Below are 24,243 nucleotides of genomic sequence, written 5' to 3' on the forward strand. Positions count from 1 at the left end.
TATTATTGAGTTCGAAGACAGAATTGTGAAGCATATTAACTAAATTGCAGTTACACAGAATCTGTTACACCCTCAATTACCAAGCATTATGCTTCCAAAAGTGTTTTGATGCGTTGACCATAATCGCTATCAGCTTTTAAGAAATGCTCAACCATTCTCAATTGCACATCTTCACTTGCTTGGCTCAATGTACCTGCAATGGTTTCAACTAAACGCTGCTTTTCTTCTTCACTAAAGATGCGGTACAAATTACCCGCCTGAGTATAGTCATCTTGGTCATAACGGCTATATCTTGCAGCCTCGCCATCAAGTCTTAGTGGCGGCTCAATAAATTGAGACGACTCTTGAAGTGCTGCCGTTGCAGTGCTTGGGCCGTAATTAGCACTTGAATCTGCACCAGTTTGACTGCCGTTATATGGGCATTGTGTCCCTGCCATAGCCCCTGCACGTTGATGATGGTTAGCTTTAGCGGCATGAGGACAATTTACCGGTAATTGGTTGTAATTAGTCCCAATACGGTAACGCTGAGCATCTGCATAAGAGAACAAACGCGCTTGCAACATTTTATCAGGTGAAGCGCCGACACCAGGAACCAAGTTACTTGGTGCTAATGCAACTTGCTCAACTTCAGCAAAGTAGTTGTCTGGCATACGATTTAACTCAAGTTCGCCAATTTCAATTAATGGATAATCTGCATGTGGCCATACTTTGGTTAAATCGAATGGGTTTATTGCATAATCATTGGCGTCTGCTTCAGGCATTATCTGCACTTTTACAGCCCACTTAGGGAAATTACCATCGGCGATAGCCGCCACCATGTCACGTTGTGACGAGTCAGGATCAATACCTTTTAAAATATCAGCTTGTTCTGAGGTTAAGTTCACCACACCTTGCTGTGATTTAAAATGGAACTTCACCCAGTAACGCTCACCTTTGGCATTCCATAATGAGAAAGTATGTGAACCATAGCCGTGCATTTGACGGTAATTAGCTGGGATACCGCGATCTGACATTAAAATAGTCACTTGATGCATGGCTTCTGGGTTTAATGACCAGAAATCCCACATTGCTTGCGGATCTTTCAAATTAGTCTGCGGGTTACGCTTTTGGGTATGAATAAAGTCAGGGAATTTAATGCCGTCACGTAAGAAGAATGTCGGGGTGTTATTCCCCACAATGTCATGATTACCGCGGGCAGTATAAAAACGTAAACCAAAACCACGAGGATCACGCTCTGCATCGGCACTACCCATCTCGCCGCCAACAGTTGAGAAGCGAATAAAGGTCTCAGTTTGCTTGCCCACACCATTAAAGTGATCAGCCAAGGTGAAATCACTTAGGTCTTTAGTTAAGGTAAAAGTACCATAAACACCGGTACCTTTTGCATGTACTACTCGCTCAGGAATACGCTCACGGTTAAAGTGGGCTAATTTTTCAATTAAGTGCCAATCTTGTAATAATAATGGACCACGCTCACCTGCTGATAATGAATTTTGGTCATCAGCTATTGGGGCACCATTTTGGCTAGTTAAGTAATTGCTATTATCCATTTGTTACTCCTGATTTGCGGCATCTAGCCACTGCTCAATTAAATCAAATACTGTCGCCACGATATTTCTCCTGGCTGCGTTTCATTGAAATCATAATAACCGCAGCGAAAATAAAGTAAAAACGATTAAGATGAATTGCTACAATCTATTTTTACGATTCACCAGCAAAAAAAATGGCGAAGCATTCGCCTCACCATTTAATGATATTTAAATACAATTGAGTCATTACTGATCTCACACCAAATTAAGTGTAAATATTGCATCAATAGTTTACAAGCTGATTACCTGTGCAACTAAAAGGCAACTATATACGTAGATAAAACGACAAATACTCTCCACCAAAGAAAAAGTAAAGGGTTTATTCTGCGCTAGCTTCAGGTTCTTTATACAGTTTTATTAAATAATAAATATCAATCAATACAATAAAAAAATTCACTAATGCCACTGGGATGGCACCTATCGCCAAACCATAAGCGACAAAAAGCGCTGCACCAATAAGGTTCCACCAGCGTAATTTTTTTATATTAGCCATCATCAATGAAATAGCCACCACGGCAGAGGCTAAATAACCCACCCATTCCCATAGTGTTGCAGCTTCCATTTATGATTCCTTTTAAGGGGTTTGACTTTATTCAGTGTAGTTAATAATTGCCTATTAAGCGCTGACTTTTCTAGCTACTACAGCCGCAGTCATCCGAGAAATACAACATAACTCACCTGCAGAATTATTGATTAGCACTTCCCATACCGAGCTACGTTTACCGATATGCACTGCTCTTGCCGTCGCAATTAACTCACCATTTCGTGACGCTTTTAAGTGATTGGCATTAATTTCTTGGCCAACACAATAAAAATGCTTAAAGTCGACCACAAAGTTAGCCGCATAACTGGCAACGGTTTCGGCCAGTGCCACATTAGCGCCGCCATGAACTATGCCTAAAGGGTTATGTACTGAAGGGTTAGCTGGCATAGTCGCCACCATATAATCTGCGCCAATTTCAGTGATTTTAATACCAAGGGTTTTCATTAATGTGCCCTTCCCATGGAGCCCACTATCCATTTTAGCGCAATCTTCAAGGGTGACTTCTCTAAACCAAATACTCATTTATCAACTTCCAGTAATACGTAATTAATTCAGTCTACTGCCAAGCTATTTAACTTTAAAGGATTTCCATAAAAAAGGGATGGCAGCTGCCATCCCTTTTTAAACTTCGTTTTAATTTTTTAGGTTAACACTACTAAAAAATAGCTACGATTGGGTCTGAACATAATGTTGTGTCTGTTTCACAGATTTTATAAGTCACCTCTGCTGGTGCATTAGTGAAACGATCTCGGTAACGGCCATCATTCGACGTTGTTGATACCATTACATCATCACGGTAAATATTAACACTTTCACCGTTTGCACCGCTCCATGATAAGTCCACCGCCGCACTACCACGACGTGAAACCATAGTACGTGTAACTGCAGCGTCTATGCTGTAATCAAATACTTCGATATCCATAGCAGTTGTATCAGTTAAACCTTCACTGTCTGTTACCACCAATGTCACAGAGTAAATTCCACCTGCCGCATAAGCGTATGTAGGATTCATATCTGAAGAGGTAGAACCGTCACCAAAGCTCCATTCATAGCTAACAATGTCATCATTAACGTCTGAACTTAAGTCGGTAAAATCAACCGTTAAGCCATCAATAGCATATTCAAAGCCTGCCACCGGTGCTGTAGGACTCGCATCCCCCAGAGCCGATAAAAGTAAGCCCCAATGATTTAATGAGCCACTATCTCCACCCGCTAAATCACTAACCGTTAATGTCCAAGTACCCAATGCTATTTCACCATTGAATTGCTCAGTTGCCCATGTCTGTACAATATCATCAGCACTGCCACCAGTTTGATTGTGCAACATAGCTTCTGTGCCATTTGGTGATGTTAGTGTTACGACTAAATCTCCTATCCATGTATGGGTAATATCAACATTCACATCAAGGCCAAAGATTTGTAATTCATCCCCGATTTCAATGGTGCTGGTGATAGTAGTATTATCCGAAATATCCACAGGAGTATCATTGCTATAACCAAAATCATTCAATCCCGCAGGATAGACTTCTAGGCTAACAGCTTTACTTTTCGAAGTGATGCCGTCATCAGCATGAACGGTAATGACATAATCTCCCCAAATAGCAGACTCAAGCGTCGCAACATCAAGCGTAAAACTGTCACCGACTACTGCAGTGTTAGCAGAAAGACTAATGCCTTCTAATGCTGGTGATACATCAAATGACAGCGTGACTTGATCATCCCAACCAGCAATACTGCCCAGACTAAAGTCATAACTAACGGCACTGCCAGCTTCAACTGATTGTGAAGATGGCGTGACACTTAACGCAAATGATGGATCTGGATCTGCATCTGCCAGTGCGTTTGCGACATTTAAACGTGTTCCAGCCACTGTTAGGCCAGTCAATGCTGCATTAGCATCACCAGAATCCATTAGTAACTGCTTCATAGTGACAGGGTCAATATCAGGTGCTATTGACCACACAAGTGCTGCAGCGCCGGTGATATGTGGTGTAGCCATTGAAGTACCTGAATAGGTACCATAACTATTTCCAGGAAGGGTTGATAAAATCGCAGAACCAGGCGCGCCCATATCGACACTTGTTAATCCCCATTGAGAAAAACTAGACATATCGTCATTGTGATCGGTACTGGCAATCGACAAAACAACATCAGAGTCATAACTTGATGGATAGTGTGGATTTGCATCATTATCAACAGCGCTATTACCTGCTGCTGCAACAAATAAAATTCCTTCATCACCAGCCGATTCAATAGAATCTTTTAATGCTTGGCTAAATCCGCCGCCGCCCCAAGAATTATTGGTCGCTTTAACATCAACACCATGGTTCACTTTTAAATTAGTGAAATAATCAATACAAGCTATCGCAGCTTCTGTAGAGCCTGTTCCACTATCACTTAAAAATTTACAACCAATGATAGTGACATCCCAGTTAACCCCAACAACACCTACGCCATCATTACCTTGTGCGCCAATAGTTCCTGAGACATGGGTACCATGACCATTGCCATCCATTGGATCACCAGTTCCGGTAATAGCGTTAAAGCCGTTAACATCATCAATGACACCATTGTTATCATCATCAATACCATTTCCGGGTATTTCATTAGGGTTAACCCAAAGGTTTGCAACTAGATCTGGATGATTATAATCAACACCAGTATCAATTACGCCAATAACCACATTTTCACTACCTGTAGTAGTGTCCCAAGCGGTAACGGCATCGATATCAGCACCAGAAACACCACCAGTTTGACCGGTATTATTTAAGCCCCATAACTCCACGAAATTTGGATCGTCTGGCATACCAATTGCCGTATAAGTATAATTAGGTTCGGCATATTTTACTGCTGGATGCTTACTAATTAACTTAATTGCACTTTCAACATTACTACCGCTTTTAAGTGATAACTTAGCCAATCGTCCAGATAATAGGTATTTAAACTTATCATCTATACCATCAGCATTTTTATCTGTGACTGTTCCTGCGACTAGATTTTGCGCTGACAACCGTTCAAAGATTGACACATTTTCTTTATAAACAACGAGAATTTCATCTTTTTTATACTTTACACTTTCTTGAGCAATAACAGGGCTTGCGTTTAACGCAAATAGAGATGTTACTGCTAATGCAATTGGGGACATTTTGTTAATCATGATGTGGCTTCCTATCTTCCATTAATAATTCCCGGAACCGGTAATGCAGCACCTGTAGCTTTTCCATTAGCTATTTTTAAAAGCGAGTTGATTTTCCACGAAGTGAAACCCGGAATTTGTTGTTGCCATCAAATTGTTGCCACAAGCTGTATAACAATAAAAGCACTGAAACTTTAATTAGTAAGTAACTACTAGGCTTATTCGACTAGTCAATATTAGTGGTAAGCGAAAATAGCCAAATATAAGCATGATATTCAGTAACTTAAACCTTTGTAGCACTAAAGGTTTAATCTTAACCCCCTAAAAAAACTAACCTTTTATACGATTGAGAAAAATCAATGGGCACCGTAAGTTAATCTTGTAACGCGCTGCATCAGCAGAATCATTTGAAATTCTACCAACCTAAAACCAAACAGTTTTAGGGTTAATAATCATAAACTTAAAAGCAAACCCTGCTCTTAAGTTATTGGTGTTTATTGAGGGTTTATAGTGCTTCAAATACTGTTAGATCTTTAAAAGTTCACGCTGAAGTTACTTCTTGATCGCATATTAGTACTCAGTTACCTAAAGCTAAATTATGCACTTTGGCGACACAATGAGTTAACTAGGAAGCGAAATACTTTATCAAACGATTATTTTCTAATAATCAGATAAATCTATATTTAAACAGGGAGCGTAGAATGAAATCGCAAAAGAAATTATCGTTAGTATCACTTGCTATTGCAGCAAGCTTAGCATTACCCGTTTCAGCAGCAGGACTTTCATTACCAGAGGTGACAGCTGCAGAGAAATCGGCATTCGCTTCGAATACTAACGCAACAGTAACTCAAACGGGCATGGAGCAGGATGCCACAGTAAGCCAAACTGGCACGCGTCATATTTCAACCGTGACACAAATTGGTGATTTACAGTTTGCCGAGGTAACCCAGCAAGGGGACTGGCAAGAATCTTATATTAGCTCTGAAGGTAATGGAAACTCTGTCATTACTAACCAGGTTGATGATTGGCATATTTCAAACGTTGGCATCATAGGTGACCAAAACCAAGTTACTATTCAGCAGGCTGACTTTTATAACACTAGTGACGTATCGCTAACGGGTAATAGTAACACTGCTGATGTTATTCAAGATGGAGCTCAAAACGAAAGTATCATCGAAGTTATTGGTAATGAAAACGCTGCAGAAGTAACCCAGTACGGTGCGATTAACTTAGCGGTATTCGCTGTTGAAGGTAATAGTAATAGTGCAACCATAATGCAAGATGGTGTAAATAACCAAGCAGGTATCGTTTCCGATTCAGGCAGCCTAAATGCTGGCGATGGTAATGAACTATTTGTAAACCAACTTGGTGATAACAACTTTGGTGCTGCTTTAGGTGTATTTGGTGATAATAATACATTCGATTTTAGCCAAACAGGCGATGATAACACTGCTGTAGTAGCAAGCTTATCAGGCTCTTTAAATGATATTACTATCGACCAAACTGGCATTAATAACGGCGCAACAATAGAGTTTTCTTTTGGAGACGATAATGACGTTACTATTAGTCAAGATGGTTTTGGTAACCAAGTGGGCGGCGCTAATATTGCTATTTTAAATGGCTCGCTTAACGATATTGAAGTCGTACAAACTGGTGATGCCAATTTAACTGAGTTTATTGTTTATGGTGATGAGAATGTTATATCTGTAGATCAAAGTGGTGCAGATAACTACACTGCTTTTGTAGCTGATGGCTTCTATAATGAGGTCACTATCACTTCCTCAGGTGAACTTAACTTTGCATATTCAGAAACCGTTGGAGATAACAATACAGTTGATATGAGCCAAACAGGCAATGATAACGAAGCCGTTATTTCAAATGTCGGTTCAAATCAGACTGTTGATATCAGCCAAGAAGGTGATTTTAACTTAACTGATATAGTCGCCTTTGGTGATGACCACTCAATTACCGTTTCTCAGCTAGGCGACGGTAACTGGGTTGGTGGAGATGATGGTTACTTTGCAATTGATGGTACTATGAATACATTAAATGTAACCCAAATTGGTAATGATAATACGGTTACAGGCATGCAAATTGGCACTAATGATATTGCCACTGTAGTCCAAACCGGAAACTTTAATTCTGCAGCAATTTACCAGAATTAATTTATAGAAAATTTTCTTACTGAATATAGGGAGCACATTGCTCCCTATATATTTACTTTAATATCTCCTCCACTGGCAAAGCTTATTGTTTTCATTACGTTAAGCTAATTCTGTGCAATTTTATGACATAAGCTCATAAATTAATTTTACACGATGAAATAATTGCCGAAACAAACAAAAAAACCAGTTACAGCTAGCAACTGGCTTAATAACATCTCTAAATTATTTTAAAGCGGGTAAATAACCTAAGTTAAGCGAACTCAAAATGGGCTTGATAAGTTTGTGCCCAACGCAGTAACTCGACCCGATTGCGAGATTGGGTTTTCCTAAAGATGGAAGAGATATGTGCCTTTACCGTGTGCTCACTAATGCAAAGCCTGTGGGCTATTTCTTTATTCCTTGCACCGCTTGAAACTAGCTGAATAATGGTTCTTTCACGATTAGTGAGCATTTGCAGCATTGCGATAGTATCTGGGGGGATTTCTGTATTAGCATCAAGTTTTTGTACTAGTCGGCGGAAAATTTTGCTAATTAGCGGTCGATCATACCAAAGCTCATCAGCTACCATTTTACGTAACCCGGTCAACATTAAATCCATACGTTGGTCGGCATAAAGTAAGCCTCTTACACCTAACAATAGTGCAGACTCCTGATCTAACGAGCCCCGTTCAACTTGATATAAAGCGACAGGGACATGATTAACTAGCCGTGATACCAACAACGGAATGCCTTTGCTATCCAGCGCGGCCCCCTTTTGGGCGATCAAATAGAAACAATTAGTATTATGTTCTACTTCAAGTTCACTAGGGTGTTTCACTACCCTGGTTTTTAACCCTATCGACTCAGCTAAAATAGCCAAGTTGCAAGGCGCTGCAACCTGGTGTAAGAAGACTAATTCATCAATATTCGAATTCATCACTTTTCTCCCTGAAAAGTATTCTGTATCTCTCGGCTATACGAGTTTCTTCCTGAAACATTGATAACATAATAACAACATAATGCAATAATAGTACATTTTAACTAGCCCATAAGGCATTTTAGCTAGTCCATAAAGTATTTCTGCAATACTTAAGTACTCATTAATAGATTAAGTGCTCGCAAACCAAGCCGTTACCAAAAATAAAACAAGTAAAAATAAACTTAACAGTCACAAGATCTATAAATGTAGCTGATTAAAGTGATGCTAACTGCTTATTATGTACCTTTGTGAGCAAGACTAATGCACTAATACCACCTATAAGTGCCATAAACATATCTGACTGTGTATCCCACACATAGCCTTGAGTGCCTAAAAACGCCTCCGCATTCTCACCTGTTGCAGCTGCAACCCACCACTCAATAAGTTCGTAAAAAGCAGAAAATGCCAATACAAAACAAACTGATAGAAACTGACACCAATAGCCCGGTTGCAAGACGTGATTTCTTAGCATCACCTCTCTTGCCAGTATGACCGGAATAAACCCCTGAGCAAGATGGCCGATTTTGTCATAATTATTACGTTCGCTACCCATCACATCAGCCAACCAATCAAACAGTGGTACTTCGGCATAGGTATATTTAGCTCCGACCATGAGCACGCAGCAATGTAACAAAATCAATAAGTAAGCTAAGGGTGTTAGGGGGAATTTATTACGGGTAAAAAATAAGATGGGTAAGGCGATTAATGCTGGCAGTGCTTCTAACCACCAAGTAAACATATCTTTAGGTGAACTCACCGACCAAACGAGCACGACAGCAAAAATAACCACCCATATAACTTTCTTATTCACTATACATTCCCTTTAGATGATATTGTTCTAAACCAAGATCACAGTCTTTAGCCATCTAGCCCTCTACAATGGCAATAAATAATGCTATTTTGGTTGCGCATTAATGTCAGCATAACATAAGCATAACTATTGATAAGAGGGTACCCACACCATGGCAAAACACTCGCTTGACAAGGATAAGATTAAAATCCTGCTGTTGGAGGGCGTCCACCAAACTGCAGTCGATGTACTTAAGCGTGCAGGTTATACCAATATTGAATATCACAAAGCTTCCCTTCCTGAAGACCAGTTGCTGCGCTCAATTAAAGATGCTCACTTTGTCGGCCTGCGCTCGCGCACCCAATTAACCGCTGAAGTGTTGAACCATGCTGAAAAACTAGTCGCGATTGGCTGTTTCTGTATTGGTACTAACCAAGTTGATATTGCCGCTGCTGAGAAGTTAGGCGTACCCGTTTTTAATGCGCCATTCTCAAACACTCGCAGTGTTGCTGAGCTAGTGTTAGGTGAGATCATCATGCTGATGCGCGGTATTCCTCAGCGTAACGCCCTTGCCCACCGTGGCGGTTGGTTAAAAAGTGCCAATGGTAGCTATGAAGTGCGCGGTAAAACCTTAGGGGTCATTGGTTACGGCCATATAGGTACTCAGCTGGGTATTTTGGCTGAAACCCTCGGTATGCGGGTGGTATTTTTCGATATTGAAGACAAGTTGCCACTGGGTAATGCCAGCCAAATCCATTCAATGGAAACACTATTGAATGAAGCAGACGTTATCAGCTTGCATGTACCAGAAACTGCGCAAACTAAAAATATGATTGGTGCGACAGAGTTTGAACAAATGCGTTCAAAAAGCTTTTTTATCAATGCATCACGGGGCACTGTGGTTGATATTGATGCGCTTTCTGATGCCCTAAAGTCAGGCCATATTGCAGGCGCTGCAATTGATGTATTCCCAGTTGAGCCTAAGTCAAATGATGACGAATTTATTAGCCCACTACGTGGACAAGATAACGTCATTATTACCCCGCATATTGGTGGTAGTACTGCTGAAGCTCAAGAAAATATCGGTATTGAAGTCGCGGGTAAGCTGGCTAAATATTCTGATAATGGCTCAACTGTGTCTGCGGTTAACTTCCCTGAAGTGTCATTGCCACAACATAAAGGCACCTCGCGCTTATTGCATGTTCACCACAACCGTCCAGGTGTGTTGATTAAAATTAACCAAGCGTTTTCAGAAAAAGGCATTAACATTGCTGCGCAATATCTACAAACGACTGCAGATATTGGTTACGTGGTCATGGAAGTCAATTCAAACCAAGCCGAACAAGCGCTGGGCGAGTTAAAAGCAATTGAAGGTACTATTCGTACCCGCGTATTGTTTTAATTCAAGCTAAGTCGGTGAACGATTTAACCTTAGGCTTATCTCGCAGTTAAATTGTGAATTAAAGCTATCTTCAATTAATTGAAGATAGCTTTTTCTTTTGAGCCTCACTGAATTCCGTTACACTCAAAGCTTATCTTTGTTGCTCACCTTAGGGATCATTTTATGACACTCGCAACCACACAGCCAAACTGGGATTACTTAACTTCAACGCCCGACTTACTGGTTTCAAACTTAAGCCACTTAGGTTTAATTGAAGTGACCGGTGAGCAAGGTAAAACCTTTATTCACGGCCAAGTCACTACCGATATCGTATCGCTGACAGAAACTCAGTGGCGCTGGGGCGCACATTGCGATCCTAAGGGTAAGATGATTGCTAGCTTTAGAACCTACACAATTGCTGAAAGCCTTTTTATTTTAATGCCAGCATCAGTATTACCGCTAAGTTTGGCCTCATGGCAGAAATATGCGGTGTTCAGTAAAGCGGAATTAACTGATGTCACTGCTAAGCAAGTTATTTTAGGCTTTGCTGGTACGAAGGCTGCAGAGTTTATTGAGCAGCAATTTGGACGGATTGAACATGAAGTTACTCACGCTGAAGGCGCTATTATTTTAAAAGATGCTGAGCGCTTCATAGTGATTACATCAGCTGAAAAAGCGCAGCAATTAGTCACAGCTTCAAATCAACCACTATCTAGCCACCAAGCTTGGCAAGCATTAGAAATTCAAGCCGGTTACGCCAATATTGACGACAACCACAGCAGTGAGTTTGTACCACAAATGTGTAATATACAGGCGGTAAACGGTATTAGTTTTGAAAAAGGCTGCTACATGGGCCAAGAAACCATTGCCAGAATGAAGTACCGCGGTGGTAATAAACGCGCCCTGTATATTCTATCCGGTAGTGCCTCTGAAACTGTCAGCAGTGAAACTCAAATTGAAATTGCCTCAGAAGATGGCTTTCTTCGAGCGGGTAAAGTTATCGAAGCGGTTGAATTTAATGGCCAAGTGCTATTAACCGCAGTATTGGCTAACGATACGCCAAATGATGCAAAACTAAGAGTAAAAAATGACAACCAAAGTGAGCTAGTGGTGAAGCCGCTACCTTATTCGTTAGAAGATTAACTTAAACGGTTATATGGGTTAAAGCCAACAAAGGCTGCTAACCGTAACATTAAATAAAGGCTGATGGATGAGGTTACTTCTCATTCTTCAGCCTTTTTTATTATTTCAAAATCAACATATAAACGGGTTATTTCAATGAAAAGTCGATCTAAGTAATTTTATTTGTCGTATGATGATGTAATTACAAGTAATACCAGAGACGCTAATGACAGCAGTGATCACCCAACTATCGCAAGTATCCAAAGGCTTTAACGATGGCGATAGACTCCATCAGGTGCTTAACTGTGTCGATTTATCCCTGCATCGTGGTGATACTATTGCCCTAACCGGCCCCAGCGGCACGGGCAAAAGCACCCTACTTAATATCATTGCCGGTTTTGAGAAAATTGATTCTGGTCAGTTACAACTCATGAACCAACAAGCAGCGCAGTGGCAAGATAGTCAATGGAGCCAGTTTAGGCGCGCCCAACTTGGTATTGTCTTCCAACAATTCAACTTACTCACCCCGCTTAATGTTATCGATAATATCCGTTTTGTATTACAGCTTAATAATCAAAAGTGGAGTGATTGGGGCGATGAGCTTATTACGCAGCTTGGGATTAGTGACATTATAACAAGACCTGTTGAAACCTTATCGGGTGGTCAGCAGCAACGCGTTGCCATTGCCAGAGCGTTAATCCACAAACCGGCATTATTACTAGCAGACGAGCCAACCGGTAATTTAGATGAAGCTGCAGGTCAGCAAGTAATGGAGCTAATGTGCCAGCTTACCATGGCTGCAAATACCACGGTGTTGATGGTAACCCACAGTGAAACCTGTGCGGGCTATATGAAACGCAGGTGGCATTTAGAAAAAGGCCATATTCATGAGTAATCAGGCTCAAGACATCACTGTCAAACAATGGCTGTTGTCACTAAAAATCTTCTTTGCCCACTACCGCCATTCGCCATTACAAGCTGGTGCCATTCTTCTCGGTATCCTCCTCGCAGTCACCTTGCTAATAGGCGTCAAGTCTACCAATGAAAATGCAGTAAGAAGTTACAGCGAAGCCACCGAACTATTAAGTCAACGGGCAAGCTTGCTGATCACCCCAGCCGCAGGGCAACAACTCATTAATGAGCAGGTCTATTTCCGATTGCGTCAAAGCGGGATCAGTAATGCTTTAGCTGTGATTAATGGCCTTGCAGTCGACGATAAGGGGCGGCGCTGGCAAATTCAAGGCAGCGATTTATTTGCTGCAGTTAACTTACAAAACCATTCATCTGAAGCTCAAACGAATACCAAGAGCAAAACGCCCATTAATATTCCACTGGATAAGCTATTAGCAGGCAGCAATGTGTTGTTAATGAGCCAATCCCTAGCGGATAACATAGCAAAAGACGGGTGGTTTTATTTAAAAAACCCACAAGATAAAGCCGCTAACACTATCAAGCTCGAAGTGATCAGTGTCGATGATGATTATGGCTTAGGTAATGCCATTGTCGCTGATATCTCTTTAGCGCAAATCCTATTAGACCAACCCAATAAGCTGTCTTATATTGCTTTGTTTGATCCTGCTGAGCCACTGATTGAGCAAATCAATAGTCAAAATCTATTACAGCAACAGGCGAGTATTACAGAACAAGATCAAGGCCAGGCGCTACAAGAGCTTACCCGTAGTTTTCACTTAAACCTTAACGCCATGAGTATGCTGGCTTTTGTGGTAGGGCTATTTATCGCTTATAACGGCGTGCGCTACAGTTTGATGAAGCGGCAAAAATTATTAGTACAATTACTGCAATTAGGGATTAATAAGCATAATGTGATGCTAGCACTGGTCGCTGAGCTCATTGTGCTGGTGATCATTGGTGCAAGCTTAGGCTTTATTCTGGGGCTGCAACTCAGCGTCTGGCTACAACCTATGGTCGCCATGACACTAGAGCAGCTTTATGGCGCTCGGCTAATGCCCGGCAACTGGCAATGGCAGTGGTTTGCCCAAGCCATAGTGTTAACCTTGTTTGCCGGTTTACTCGCCTGCCTGCCACTGTATCGACAATTAACGCAACAACCCCTCGCCCGAGCTGGCACCAAACATAATCAAGCAAGCAGTTTGCTGGTCACCCAACGCTGGTTGTTTGCCATCGCGATAGTGGCATTAACCATTTGCGCTGCACTGTTTCCGTTTACTGAGCAATATCAATTTAGCCTCGCACTGATGGGGATTGTTATTGTCGCTATCCCACTATTGCTGCCATTAACACTGCATTATGTCAGTAGTAGTTTGGCTAAGTATTTTCCGGCAGGATTATGGCAATACATGATGGCAGAAACCAAAGAGTTAATCGGGCCGTTATCGTTAGCCATGATGGCGATGCTATTGGCGCTAACCGCGAACATTTCGATGAATACCCTAGTGGGCAGTTTTGAAGTCACCTTAAAAACCTGGCTTGAAAGCCGCCTTCATGCAGATTTATACATGCGCCCGTCAAGCGAAAACATCACTGATATTGCGTCTTTCTTAGAGAAGCAGCCTAAGGTCACTGGTATATATTCACAGTGGACAGTAAATAGCAGTTATCAAAATATGCCCGTTGAACTTGTGAGTCGCGATTTGTATTCAACTAAGATTGTCAGTTCGCTAAAACAGCAATCAGATGACTTCTGGGCTGAATTTACTCAGGGTAATCAGTTGATGATAAGTGAGCCCATTGCGATTAAATACAAGTTACAAATTGGCGATAGCTTTACATTGCCAATCATGTCAGCAAAAACGAATCAACACCCCGTGACCATTGGCGCTATCTTCTTTGATTATGGTAACCCTAAGGGTCAGGTCGTAATTGGTAATACACTATGGCAACAATTACAATTGCCTAAACAAGCTAAAAGTATCGCTGCCAGCTATGATGGCGATATAAACGAGCTTGAACAATCACTCGTTAATAGCAAGCTAATTTCAACAGCGCAAATGTATAACCAAGCCAAAATTAAGCAGCAAGCCATAGCCATGTTTAAGCAAACCTTTTCTATCACCATGGTGCTCAATAGCCTCACCTTAATGGTGGCTGCCATTGGATTATTCAGTGCATGCTTAATGCTAACTCAAGTAAGGCAAGCACCACTAGCCAAACTATATGCCCTTGGGGTGAGCAAAGCACGCTTGCGATTTATGATGTTCATTCAAATGCAGTTTATTGTATTACTCACCTGTTTAGTGGCGCTGCCAACAGGTGCTGTACTGGGTTACTTACTTATCAACAAAGTCACTTTACAAGCCTTTGGTTGGAGTATTGCCATGCTATGGGATTGGCAAGCTTATGCCCGAGTGGTGTTAATTGCGCTGTCTACCAGCGCCGTTGCCATCGCGATCCCACTTTACTGGCAAACCCGTAAATCACTTATTCATAACCTTCAGCAAGAGGCTTTATAATGTATAACGCCCCGATAACCAGCGCCAACATAAAGCGACAGATTGACCCAGTGCTAAAGCTACGACAGTCAGCTTTTATCGCAATATGGTTACTGTTAGCTTGTCTGAGCCAAATGGGTTGTCAGCCTAATTCAACAGCAGAGTCAGATAACAAAGCCAGTATGGGCAGCCTATTAACGCAAGACGCTGACAGCCTTGAGCAATACGCCAAAGTACTGCCAGATCATCAACTCAATTTCCCGCAAGATCATTTAAGCCATGATAAATTTAGGCAAGAGTGGTGGTATTTAACGGCCAATATGACCACTGAGGCGGGTGAAGAGCTAGGGCTTCAATGGACTCAATTCAGAATTGCGTTGTCTGCTGCTGATACTGCCGCGCCAAACAACTGGGCTACTAATCAAATGTTTATGTCACACGCTGCATTAACCTCAGCATCCAAGCATCAAGCCAAAGAGAAATGGTCTCGCGCCCATCCACAACTGGCTCATGTTAGCTCTAACCCTCTCACCATCGTGTTAGATGACTGGCAGTGGCGCAGTGAAACAAATGCGTTATTTCCGGCAAATTTAACGGTTAACACTGAAAAATTTGGCTACCAATTATCATTAACCAGTAACGCGCCAATGAACCTACAAGGCGATAACGGCTACAGTATTAAAAGCCCTAACGGCGAAGTTGCTTCTTACTATTACAGCCAGCCTTTTATTGATTTAACAGGTTCTATTAACCGTGATGGTAAAACTGAAATAGTCACAGGAAAGGCTTGGCTTGATAGGGAGTGGAGCTCGCAATTCCTTACTAAAAGCCAGCAAGGCTGGGACTGGTTTTCTATTCGCTTAGATGATGGCTCTGCGCTAATGCTTTTTCAACTAAGAAACAGTAATAGTGAGGCCTTTTTTAGTGCCCGCAGAATGTTTTTCGACGGTAACGGCAGAAATATTAATAGTAAGTCACACCCAAACGACATAAAAGTTACCCCGCTTAGCTGGCAACAAACTGACAGTGGTCGCTATCCAATTAGTTGGCAGGTTAGCATTACTAGCGAAGATATTGATGTCACCGTTAAAGCACTTAACCCCAACAGTGATATGCCACTGACAATCTCTTATTGGGAAGGCCCGATCAGCGTATCAGGCAGTCATTCTGGTAATGGATATATGGAGCTAACGGGCTATTAGCACCATTGATGTTCAAAGTTAATTTTGCCTCTTCCTCGCTTTTTAAAGCCTATAGAAGCTTCTACTTCTATAGGACGGATTTATCTATATCTGTCCTATACTTTTACCATTAACTATCAATAATCCGTAAGAATTAAATTTACATTTGCTAATTAAGTAATTGAGCAAATTGAAAAATGTGCTTTAGATCACACTTACTAGTGTGATCTACAGCAATAAACAGCCCGTATACTCAGTCTGGGGTATACCCATGAAAAATGCGCGGTTTAGACTCAATGATAGTTAAGTTTTTTGTTAATAAAAACCTTGGTAAATAAAAACAAAGATAGTTTTAAAAATACTGTCTACATACATTTAAGAGTGAGGAAACACCATGAGCATAAGCCGTCGCGAGTTTCTAAAAGCCAATGCAGCTACCGCAGCCGCTTCGGCAGTTGGACTTGCTTTACCAATAAAAATGGTTCAAGCAGAAGAGCAGTCTGCAGAAATAAAATGGGACAAAGCCCCTTGTCGTTTCTGTGGTGTGGGTTGTAGTGTTTTAGTGGGTACCAAAGGTGGCAAAGTTGTTGCGACTCAGGGCGACCCAGAAAGCCCTGTCAACAAAGGTCTTAACTGTGTTAAGGGCTACTTCCTCTCTAAAATTATGTACGGCAAAGACCGCCTTACGTCGCCATTATTAAGAATGAAAGATGGCAAGTATGACAAAGAAGGTGAATTTACCCCAGTAAGCTGGGATGTTGCCCTTGATACCATGGCTGACAAGTGGAAAGCCAGTATTGCCAAAAAAGGCCCTACATCGGTAGGTATGTTTGGCTCGGGCCAATGGACTATCTGGGAAGGCTACGCGGCATCTAAATTACACAAAGCGGGCTTCCTTACCAACAACATCGATCCTAATGCCCGTCACTGTATGGCATCTGCGGTAGGTGGATTCATGCGTACCTTTGGTATTGATGAGCCAATGGGTAGCTATGATGACTTCGAAGCTGCAGATCACTTCGTGCTTTGGGGCGCCAATATGGCAGAAATGCACCCTATTCTATGGTCACGCTTAACTGACCGTCGTTTAAGCCATGAAGGCAGTAAAGTCCATGTGTTATCGACATTTGAAAACCGCAGCTTCGAACTTGCCGACAACCCTATGGTATTTAAGCCGCAATCTGACTTAGTTATCTTGAACTTCATTGCCAATTATATCATCCAAAACGATGCGGTTAATAAAGACTTCGTCAGCAAGCATACTAACTTCGCAGAAGGTGTGACTGATATCGGTTACGGTCTTCGCCCTGAGCATCCTCTAGAGCAGAAAGCGAAAAACCCAGGTAACGGCAAATCTAAGCCTATCTCTTTTGAAGAATACGCAAAATTTGTCAGTACTTATACTGCTGAATACGCATCTGAAATGAGTGGCGTACCAGTTGAAAACCTTATCGAAATGGCAAAAGCGTATGCTGATCCTAACATCAAGATCATGAGCTTATGGACTATGGGTATTAACCAACATACTCGTGGTGTGTGGGCAAACAACATGCTTTATAACATTCACTTGTTAACAGGTAAAATTGCCACGCCAGGTAACAGCCCGTTCTCATTAACAGGTCAACCTTCAGCTTGTGGTACAGCACGTGAAGTGGGTACTTTCTCGCATCGTTTGCCTGCAGACATGGTTGTAGCAAACCCTAAACATCGCGCAATCACTGAAAAGTTATGGCAGCTACCTGAAGGCACGATTCCGCCAAAACCTGGCTACCATGCTGTACTTCAAAGCCGTATGCTGAAAGATGGCAAACTAAACTGTTACTGGACTATGTGCACCAATAACATGCAAGCAGGTCCAAACATTAACGATGAAATTTACCCAGGTTTCCGCAACCCAGAAAACTTCATTGTGGTATCAGACCCATACCCAACAGTGACAGCAACAGCTGCTGACTTGATTCTTCCTACTGCGATGTGGGTAGAAAAAGAAGGTGCTTACGGTAACGCTGAGCGCCGTACTCATATGTGGCATCAACAAGTTAAAGCCCCTGAAGGCGCTAAGTCTGACTTATGGCAGCTTGTTGAGTTCTCTAAGCGCTTCAAAGTTTCTGAAGTTTGGCCTGCAGAGTTAATTGCTAAAAAGCCTGAGTATGCAGAAAAAACCTTATATGACATCTTATTCGCTAACGGTGTCGTTGATAAATTCCCGTCATCAGAGTGTAAAGGTGACTACAACGATGAAAACGATGCATTCGGCTTCTACCTGCAAAAAGGGTTATTTGAAGAGTATGCTCAATTTGGTCGTGGACACGGTCATGATTTAGATGCATTTGACAACTATCATGAAAACCGCGGTAAACGTTGGCCTGTAGTCAATGGTACCGAGACGGTTCGTCGTTTCGTTGAAGGAAGCGACCCTTACGTTAAAGCTGGTGAAGGTTATAACTTCTACGGTAAGCCTGATGGACGCGCGGTTATTTTTGCACTGCCATTTGAGCCCGCTGCTGAAGAGCCAAATGAAGAGTTTGACCTATGGATGTCTACAGGTCGCGTACTTGAGCATTGGCATACAGCAAGTATGACAGCTCGTGTACCAGAGCTGCATAAGTCTTACCCTGATGCACAGGTATTCATGCACCCTAAAGACGCGAGTAGTCGTGGCCTGAAAAATGGTGATGAAGTGAAAGTGATTTCTCCACGTGGTGAAGTGAAAACGCGTGTTGAAACTAAAGGCCGTAACAAGCCACCTGTCGGCGTGGTGTTTATGCCATTCTTTGATGCTAGACAGCTGGTCAACAAATTATTACTTGATGCTACTGATCCGTTATCGAAAGAAACAGATTTCAAGAAGTGTCCAGTGAAGATTGTTAAAGCCTAATTTGACTTACAGTGATGCTGAAAACAAATTTAGCATCACTGAATCACTATTTATCTCTATCCATTTAATCAAAAAATAATGGATATGAAGGAGTGTAAACCATGAAGAAATTACTTAGCCTTGCTGCGATAGTGCTCAGTCTTAGCGCATGCTCAGGTCAACAAGCAGCAGAAACTGCTGCACCAGTAAATGTAAAATCACTAGCTGGTGATGTACAGATTACTGACACCATTCCTGCAGATGCAAAAGCGACTTACCCAAGCCGCGGAACTGCGATTGAAAGAACATTTGTGCATCAACCACCTATGATCCCCCATAGAGATAGTTATCCTATCACTATGAAAAAGAATGGTTGTTTAACGTGTCACAGTACTGAAAAGGCAGCGCGCATGAAAGCCACGCCAATCGACAAGTCACACGTAAAAGCCGATGGAAAATTTGACGATAAATATTATTTTTGTGTTCAGTGCCATGTTGCACAAGCAGATAATAAAGAAGCATTAGTTGAGAATTACCACACAAACTAAGCTTCTACATCCAGCTTGATATCGATGTAAAATAAAAATGCCACTGGATCTCAGTGGCATTTTAGTTTGTCGCTAACATGACAACATTAGCTAAGGCTCAAAGTCTAAAGCCTTTACGGCGTCACAATATTAAACCAGAAGTTATATTCATCAAGCATGCCTAAAAACGCAGTGAATAAGCTTTCATCGCCACTAATTTTTACATCGCCTTTTTTAATGGCCTCATCAAAGGTTATCTCTTTTAGCTGGATGCTATTCATGGTTTCCATGCTCATAACTAAGCCGACATCCGGGTCTTCAACTTGATTTGAGCTGTGGTGTAATACCGCATTCTCAACTGTTAAGCTGTAACCCTTTTTAAGATCAGTGAAATCAATATTGATATCAAACTGTTTACCCGCCGCTTTGGCAGAATCCAATCTTACCGCTAAATAATCAAACAGCAATTCAGGTGTCATCGCGCGAATAGTATCAGGTGTTGCGGTTTGAGTTCCCCCTGCCGACGGAATACCATTTCGCAGCTCATAAGCACCTTGTAAATATACTGAACGCCAAGGCCCTGACTCAGCTTGATAACCTAATTGCTCAAAGGCATCGGCCAATAACTCTTTAGCCTCAGTAGATTGAGGGTTAGCAAAAACAGCATGTTTCATCACCTCAGCAACCCAGCGATATTCACCATCAGCGAAAGAGTTTTTGGCTTTTTTAACCACTTCAGCTTCGCCACCCATGTACTGCATATACTTTTTAGCAACCACTTCTGGCGGCAGATTATCAAGGTTAGATGGATTACCGTTATACCAGCCCATATAACGTTGGTACACTGCGCGGCTATTATGTTTCAGCGTACCGTAATAGCCTCTGGTAGCCCAGTTCTGCTCTAATTCAGGTGGCAGTGTGATCATTTCAGAAATCTCTTCGCCTGTGTAACCTTGGTTCATCAGTCTTACTGATTGGTCATGGGTGAATTTGTAGATATCACGCTGCTTTTTGAAATAAGGAATAATGTTGTCACTGCCCCATAAAGGCCAATGATGACTTTGGAACTTAACTTTTGCTTCTTGGCCCCACAGGCTAATAGTCTCGTCAAGGAAACTGGCCCAAATCAGCGCATCTCGCACTTGCGCCCCACGAAGGGTTAAGATGTTATGCATGGTATTAGTCGTGTTTTCCGCCATCCACAAGGCTTTATATTGTGGAAACCAAGTGTTCATCTCAGCTGGTGCTTCAGTGCCGGGGGTTAACTGAAACTCCATTTCAACACCATCAATAGTTAATTTAGTCCCCGTCTGTTTGATTTCCTTATTAGGCACTAATAAACCCGCAAGCCCGGTCGATACTGTCATACCTAGACCGCCATTTACACCGCCCTGGGCATTTCTAGGCAGTAATGCGCCGTACATAAATACCGCACGGCGACCCATGGCATTACCGGCAATGACATTTTCTGACACCGCATGCTCAGTGAAATGCTCCGGCGCTATCACCTGCACTTTACCGCTGGCGACATCTTCAGCTGTGGCTAAGCCGGTTGCACCGCCATAATGGTCAATATGGCTATGACTATAAACAATCGCCACCACTGGACGCTCTCCAATATGCTTATTAATTAAGTCTAATGAGGCTTTAGCTGTTTCAGGGGAGATTAATGGGTCAAATACAATCCAGCCCTTGTCGCCTTTAATGAAAGTGATGTTACTTAAGTCAAATCCACGTACTTGGTAAATATTATCAGTCACTTCAAATAAACCATGATGAAGTACCAATTGGCTATTACGCCATAAACTGGGGTTGACCGTATCTGGGGAGGCTTTGTCATCACTAATATAAGTTTTGTATTGCTCTAAATCCCATACCACATTGCCATTGGCATCTTTAATGGTCACCACATCAGGCTTAGCAATAAAACCCCGTTTAGCATTGTCAAAATCTTGCTTGTCGTTAAAGGGAAGCGCCTTTAGCACTGCGGCATTGGCTTTTTGAGTATGTTCAGTAGCAGGTTTAGATTGAGTAGCGGCGACACTATTAAAACACACCGCGACAGAAAAAGCCGCGGCAAGCAGATAAAGCGGTTTCATATAAGCTCCTTTTAAACACGATTAAATACTTAATTCGTTATCCTAGGAGTAAAGTTAGCTGCTTATTTAACCAAGCGCTAGCGCTATTAGTTTTATATTTATTAATAATTTTTATTTTTTATCCTCAAATTTAAAGCATAAAAAAACCGCTGTAAGCATTAGCTTGCAGCGGTTTTTATTAAAGCTTAAACGCTAGAATTACTTCTTAGCAGCAGCTTCACGTTCTTTAACGTCAGCAATTACTTTTTCAGCAACACTGTTAGGACATGGGTTGTAGTGAGCGAATTCCATAGAGAATTGGCCACGACCTGATGTCATAGTACGTAGTGAACCGATGTAACCGAACATTTCTGATAACGGTACGTCAGCTTTAATACGAACGCCAGTAACACCAGCCATTTGGTCTTTAATCATGCCACGACGACGGTTAAGGTCACCAATAACATCACCAACGTTGTCATCTGGGCTGAATACGTCAACGTTCATGATAGGCTCAAGAAGTTGTGCGCCAGCTTTAGGCATAGATTGACGGAATGCGCCTTTAGCAGCGATTTCGAACGCGATAGCTGACGAATCAACTGCGTGGAAAGCACCATCTGTAAGTTCTAGTTCAACGTCTAACACAGGGAAACCAGCAACAGTACCGGTATTCATCATGCTAGCAAAGCCCTTCTCAACTGCAGGCCAGAATTCCTTAGGAACGTTACCACCAACAACTGAAGACTTGAAAGTAAAGCCAGTATTTTGCTCGCCAGGACGGATAACATAGTCAATTTTACCAAACTGACCAGAACCACCAGACTGTTTCTTATGCGTGTAGCTATCTTCTGTAACCTTAGTGATAGTTTCACGGTAAGCAACTTGAGGTTCACCAACGATTAAGTCAACACCGTAAGTACGCTTAAGGATGTCTACTTTAATGTCTAAGTGAAGCTCACCCATACCTTTAAGGATGGTTTCGCCTGAGTCTTCGTCAGTTTCTACGCGGAAAGATGGATCTTCTGCAATCATTTTACCGATAGCGATACCCATTTTCTCACTGCCGCCTTTATCTTTTGGCGCTACAGCGATAGAGATAACTGGCTCTGGGAATACCATTGCTTCAAGAGTACAAGGATGTTTAACATCACATAAAGTGTGACCAGTTTGAACATTCTTCATACCAACGATAGCGATAATGTCACCAGCTTGCGCTGAATCTAATTCGTTACGCTCATCAGCTTGCATTTCAACCATACGACCAACACGCTCAGTTTTACCTGTAAACGAGTTAAGGATGGTGTCACCTTTGTTGATCTTACCAGAGTAGATACGTACGAAGGTTAGTGCACCAAAACGGTCATCCATGATTTTGAATGCTAACGCTTTGAATGGCTCGTCAACTGAAACTAAAGCGTGTTCGCCAGTTTCGTTACCTTCTTCATCAGTAAGAGGTTGTGGGTCAACTTCAACTGGGTTAGGTAGGTAGTCAACAACAGCATCAAGAAGAAGCTGCATACCTTTGTTCTTGAACGCAGAACCACAGTATGTAGGGAAGAATGACATATCACGGGTACCCTGACGGATACAACGCTTGATTTCTTCCATAGATGGCTCTTCGCCTTCCATGTAAGCTTCCATTAGGTCATCGTCTTGCTCTACAGCAGTTTCGATTAGCATTTCACGGTATTCTTCTACCATGTCTACCATGTCAGCTGGAACGTCTTCGATTTTGTAGTTCTCAGCTTCGCCAGTTTCGTCCCATACCCAAGCTTTACGAGTTAGTAGGTCAACAACACCACTAAACTCATCTTCGATACCAATAGGAAGAACCATAACTAGTGGGTTAGCAGCTAGAACATCTTTAGTTTGCTTAACAACACGTAAGAAATCAGCACCCATACGGTCTAATTTGTTTACGAAGATGATACGAGCAACTTCTGATTCGTTAGCATAACGCCAGTTAGTTTCTGACTGAGGCTCAACACCACCAGATCCACAGAATACACCAACACCGCCATCAAGCACTTTTAGTGAACGATAAACTTCAACAGTGAAGTCAACGTGACCAGGAGTGTCAATAACGTTAAAACGGTGGTCATTCCAGAAACAGCTTACTGCTGCTGACTGAATAGTAATACCGCGCTCAGCTTCCTGTTCCATGAAGTCAGTAGTAGATTCACCATCATGAACTTCACCGATCTTATGGATCTTACCGGTTAGCTTTAGGATACGCTCGGTGGTCGTGGTTTTACCCGCGTCAACGTGAGCGAAGATACCAATGTTTCTGTATTTGGATAATTCGGTCATGATTCAACTTTAATGATTAGTTAAGAGGTAGACGGAGCGTGTAAAAACTTAGACACACCGCACATCAGGTTATTTAAGGCGCATATTGTAAGTTGGAACCTGCAATAGCGCAAATAGGACTTGCAATTTTTATCGCATTTTACGTAAATAAATTCGATAAAAATACACATTTCTTATATAAAACAGAGAAATAAA

At 41.9% G+C, this 24,243-nt stretch carries 16 protein-coding genes; 8 read left to right on the forward strand and 8 right to left on the reverse strand.

Features of this window, described 5'->3' with window-relative positions; all coding sequences use genetic code 11:
• Positions 1-86 precede the first annotated feature (86 nt).
• The 4 genes from katB to Q4546_RS14955 form a co-directional block, all read right to left on the reverse strand.
• Entirely contained in the window at positions 87-1,550 is a 1,464-nt protein-coding gene (gene katB, locus Q4546_RS14940; protein WP_303446508.1) for a catalase KatB, read from the reverse strand.
• A gap of 358 nt (positions 1,551-1,908) precedes the next feature.
• Positions 1,909-2,151 (reverse strand): YgjV family protein, encoded by a 243-nt coding sequence (locus Q4546_RS14945; RefSeq protein WP_303446509.1) that lies wholly within the window; start codon positions 2,149-2,151, stop codon positions 1,909-1,911.
• A 54-nt stretch (positions 2,152-2,205) separates the two neighbouring features.
• Entirely contained in the window at positions 2,206-2,655 is a 450-nt protein-coding gene (locus Q4546_RS14950; RefSeq protein ID WP_102436759.1) for a PaaI family thioesterase, read from the reverse strand.
• A gap of 133 nt (positions 2,656-2,788) precedes the next feature.
• Positions 2,789-5,290 carry a S8 family serine peptidase gene (locus tag Q4546_RS14955; protein ID WP_303446511.1) on the reverse strand — a complete coding sequence of 834 codons (2,502 nt, stop codon included), beginning with the start codon at positions 5,288-5,290 and terminating at the stop codon, positions 2,789-2,791.
• A 680-nt stretch (positions 5,291-5,970) separates the two neighbouring features.
• Between Q4546_RS14955 and Q4546_RS14960 the strand changes: the two genes are divergently transcribed.
• On the forward strand, positions 5,971-7,434 hold the full coding sequence (locus Q4546_RS14960; protein WP_102519417.1) for a curlin: 1,464 nt from the start codon (positions 5,971-5,973) through the stop codon (positions 7,432-7,434).
• A 250-nt stretch (positions 7,435-7,684) separates the two neighbouring features.
• Here the strand turns inward: Q4546_RS14960 and Q4546_RS14965 are convergent, their stop codons facing one another.
• Both Q4546_RS14965 and Q4546_RS14970 read right to left on the reverse strand, forming a co-directional pair.
• Positions 7,685-8,350 (reverse strand): response regulator transcription factor, encoded by a 666-nt coding sequence (locus tag Q4546_RS14965; RefSeq protein WP_102436757.1) that lies wholly within the window; start codon positions 8,348-8,350, stop codon positions 7,685-7,687.
• A gap of 256 nt (positions 8,351-8,606) precedes the next feature.
• A complete protein-coding gene (locus Q4546_RS14970) occupies positions 8,607-9,203 on the reverse strand; it encodes a DUF2238 domain-containing protein (RefSeq protein WP_102436755.1) in 597 nt (198 codons plus the stop codon).
• Between the two features lie 151 nt (positions 9,204-9,354).
• Here Q4546_RS14970 and serA point away from each other — a divergent pair, with 151 nt between their 5' ends.
• From serA to Q4546_RS15005, 7 genes are all read left to right on the forward strand, one after another.
• Positions 9,355-10,584, forward strand: a complete 1,230-nt coding sequence (gene serA, locus Q4546_RS14975) for a phosphoglycerate dehydrogenase (protein ID WP_102436753.1) — start codon at positions 9,355-9,357, stop codon at positions 10,582-10,584.
• A 162-nt stretch (positions 10,585-10,746) separates the two neighbouring features.
• Positions 10,747-11,706 carry a tRNA-modifying protein YgfZ gene (gene ygfZ, locus Q4546_RS14980; RefSeq protein ID WP_102475336.1) on the forward strand — a complete coding sequence of 320 codons (960 nt, stop codon included), beginning with the start codon at positions 10,747-10,749 and terminating at the stop codon, positions 11,704-11,706.
• A gap of 205 nt (positions 11,707-11,911) precedes the next feature.
• Complete coding sequence (locus Q4546_RS14985) at positions 11,912-12,580, forward strand: ABC transporter ATP-binding protein (RefSeq protein WP_303446513.1); 669 nt, start codon at positions 11,912-11,914, stop codon at positions 12,578-12,580.
• Complete coding sequence (locus Q4546_RS14990; RefSeq protein ID WP_303446515.1) at positions 12,573-15,116, forward strand: ABC transporter permease; 2,544 nt, start codon at positions 12,573-12,575, stop codon at positions 15,114-15,116. The genes Q4546_RS14985 and Q4546_RS14990 overlap by 8 nt, the downstream gene beginning before the upstream one ends.
• A gap of 113 nt (positions 15,117-15,229) precedes the next feature.
• The gene (locus Q4546_RS14995; protein ID WP_102475375.1) at positions 15,230-16,297 is read left to right on the forward strand and encodes a lipocalin-like domain-containing protein; all 1,068 of its coding nucleotides are present in this window, start codon (positions 15,230-15,232) and stop codon (positions 16,295-16,297) included.
• 373 nt (positions 16,298-16,670) lie between these two features.
• Positions 16,671-19,154, forward strand: coding sequence for a nitrate reductase catalytic subunit NapA (napA, locus tag Q4546_RS15000; protein WP_102436745.1), 2,484 nt, complete (start codon positions 16,671-16,673; stop codon positions 19,152-19,154).
• 101 nt (positions 19,155-19,255) lie between these two features.
• Complete coding sequence (locus Q4546_RS15005) at positions 19,256-19,681, forward strand: nitrate reductase cytochrome c-type subunit (protein WP_102436743.1); 426 nt, start codon at positions 19,256-19,258, stop codon at positions 19,679-19,681.
• A gap of 113 nt (positions 19,682-19,794) precedes the next feature.
• On the opposite strand, the gene Q4546_RS15010 is transcribed toward Q4546_RS15005, so the two are convergent.
• A complete protein-coding gene (locus Q4546_RS15010) occupies positions 19,795-21,759 on the reverse strand; it encodes an alkyl/aryl-sulfatase (protein WP_102475339.1) in 1,965 nt (654 codons plus the stop codon).
• A gap of 198 nt (positions 21,760-21,957) precedes the next feature.
• The gene (gene fusA, locus Q4546_RS15015) at positions 21,958-24,048 is read right to left on the reverse strand and encodes an elongation factor G (protein ID WP_102436739.1); all 2,091 of its coding nucleotides are present in this window, start codon (positions 24,046-24,048) and stop codon (positions 21,958-21,960) included.
• Positions 24,049-24,243 lie beyond the last annotated feature (195 nt).

Source organism: Shewanella sp. 4_MG-2023, from assembly GCF_030548015.1.
In the GTDB taxonomy this organism is placed as follows: domain Bacteria; phylum Pseudomonadota; class Gammaproteobacteria; order Enterobacterales; family Shewanellaceae; genus Shewanella.